The sequence below is a fragment of the Lamprobacter sp. genome (genome assembly GCF_034860625.1).
In the GTDB taxonomy this organism is placed as follows: Bacteria; Pseudomonadota; Gammaproteobacteria; order Chromatiales; family Chromatiaceae; genus Lamprobacter.
Genome location: NZ_JAYESN010000503.1, coordinates 1 through 1,438, shown reverse-complemented (window position 1 = coordinate 1,438; position 1,438 = coordinate 1). Strand labels below are relative to the sequence as shown.

Below are 1,438 nucleotides of genomic sequence, written 5' to 3'. Positions count from 1 at the left end.
GAACTGGTGAGCCAGCGTGTCGGCCAGCGGCAGACAGAGGCCTCAGTCCATGTGGTCAAGGAGGCCGATGAGATGCTCGGAACGCTGATCGATCTGTTTGTTTGAGCGAGGCTGGCGGCCGTTGTCGACACGGCGGATGACACTGAACGCTACACCTGCTCGGATGGCCGTCCTGGCGCTTCTCGCGCTGCTGCTCGCGGGTTGTGCCGACCGGGCGCTTCGTCAGCAACTGGGGTAAGATCACCCTCGCACCCGAAGATACCGGCCTGTTTCACTCCAATCCCTGCCGGGTCTTCCCACCCAAGCCGCGTTCCACAAGGCTACGCAGGGCGTTGTTATCGGCGGGCGTCTTGAAGACGGCGACCAGCGAAGCCAAGCCCAAGCACTCCGATGCCGATTAACGCGAGCGTCGTGGGTTCTGGCACACTGTTGGGGCCATTGGCGCGGATACTGGCTCGCACAAGAACTGACTGATCCCGCGTTCTGGCACACTGTTGGGGCCATTGGCGCCCTTGATCTGGAACGCAAGGTGAGAGTTCCTAGGAGGTTCTCCCGTTGCAGGGTTGCAGGGTTGCAGGGTTGCAGGGGGTGATCGATGCCGGATATTGCTGGACACAAAAAAGCTGGACAGCGAAAATGACTCCGTGATCGCGTGATACACTTGCGCATGGACCGTGAATACTTGTAGGAGCCTTAATAGAAATGAAACGCTACCGCATTGCATGCAACTTGAACTTCGGGCAAATTCTCATTCAGACGATCCTGTGGATCATTCTGACCGTCCTGACATTCGGGCTGGCCTTGCCGTTTTTTGCGTACTACTTCATCAAGATCATTCTTAATAACACCGAGATCCACGAGTTTTAGAGCCTAAAAAACTATAGAAGCAAACGGCACTTGAGCGCTGTCTAACCTAGTGCTTAGCTGTAAAAATCCTGATACCAGATTCCCAATCAAGCCGCGAGCGGCTTATCGGAATAGGTCCAGCGAAACGGATTGGCCAGCTTGTCGTTGAAGAAGTCAATAAAGTTTGCGAGTTTCTCGTGGAGGTAGTGTTCTGAATTTGTGCATAGCATCCAATTAGAGCCTCAAAAATCAATCGACTGAGGCAGTCCGTGCACAATTTTAGAACACTACCCTCGTGGAGATCGTCGACGGAGACGAAATTGCCGCGGCGGATCACTTTGCGCGCCAAGATCGAGAACCACATCTCGATCTGGTTCAGCCACGAGGCGTGCTTGGGCGTGAAGTGGCAGACGATGCGGTGGCTCGGGTCACGCAGGAAGCGCTCACGGGTGGCCATCGACTTGAGGATGCCGGACTGGCCTTTGACGCCGAGGTCGATGTCGAGCTTGCACGCCTCGGCGACGGGCGCACGACCGCTTCCGAGCAGTGGATATTGAGGTTGTCCATGATCAAGTGCCAGCGCGTCTTGTCA

General features: G+C 55.8%; 5 protein-coding genes. 3 read left to right on the top strand and 2 right to left on the bottom strand.

Annotated features, from left to right (window positions below; all coding sequences use genetic code 11):
* The first annotated feature begins 6 nt into the window (after window positions 1-6).
* On the top strand, window positions 7-105 hold the full coding sequence (locus VBE63_RS31710) for a flagellar basal body rod C-terminal domain-containing protein (RefSeq protein ID WP_416274727.1): 99 nt from the start codon (window positions 7-9) through the stop codon (window positions 103-105).
* A 230-nt stretch (window positions 106-335) separates the two neighbouring features.
* Here VBE63_RS31710 and VBE63_RS31705 read toward each other — a convergent pair whose 3' ends face one another.
* Window positions 336-425, bottom strand: a complete 90-nt coding sequence (locus VBE63_RS31705) for a PEP-CTERM sorting domain-containing protein (protein ID WP_416274726.1) — start codon at window positions 423-425, stop codon at window positions 336-338.
* 277 nt (window positions 426-702) lie between these two features.
* Between VBE63_RS31705 and VBE63_RS29260 the strand changes: the two genes are divergently transcribed.
* Window positions 703-867, top strand: coding sequence for a DUF6693 family protein (locus VBE63_RS29260; protein WP_323686488.1), 165 nt, complete (start codon window positions 703-705; stop codon window positions 865-867).
* 46 nt (window positions 868-913) lie between these two features.
* Here the strand turns inward: VBE63_RS29260 and VBE63_RS31700 are convergent, their stop codons facing one another.
* Window positions 914-1,261, bottom strand: a complete 348-nt coding sequence (locus VBE63_RS31700) for a hypothetical protein (RefSeq protein WP_416274725.1) — start codon at window positions 1,259-1,261, stop codon at window positions 914-916.
* Between VBE63_RS31700 and VBE63_RS31695 the strand changes: the two genes are divergently transcribed.
* On the top strand, window positions 1,142-1,438 hold a 297-nt coding region (locus VBE63_RS31695), incomplete at its 3' end, for a hypothetical protein (protein WP_416274728.1). The genes VBE63_RS31700 and VBE63_RS31695 overlap by 120 nt on opposite strands.

Bases quoted from the DNA above. Each gene is read 5' to 3' on its own strand.
- VBE63_RS29260 (WP_323686488.1), top strand. From the start codon at position 703: ATGAAACGCTACCGCATTGCATGCAACTTGAACTTCGGGCAAATTCTC.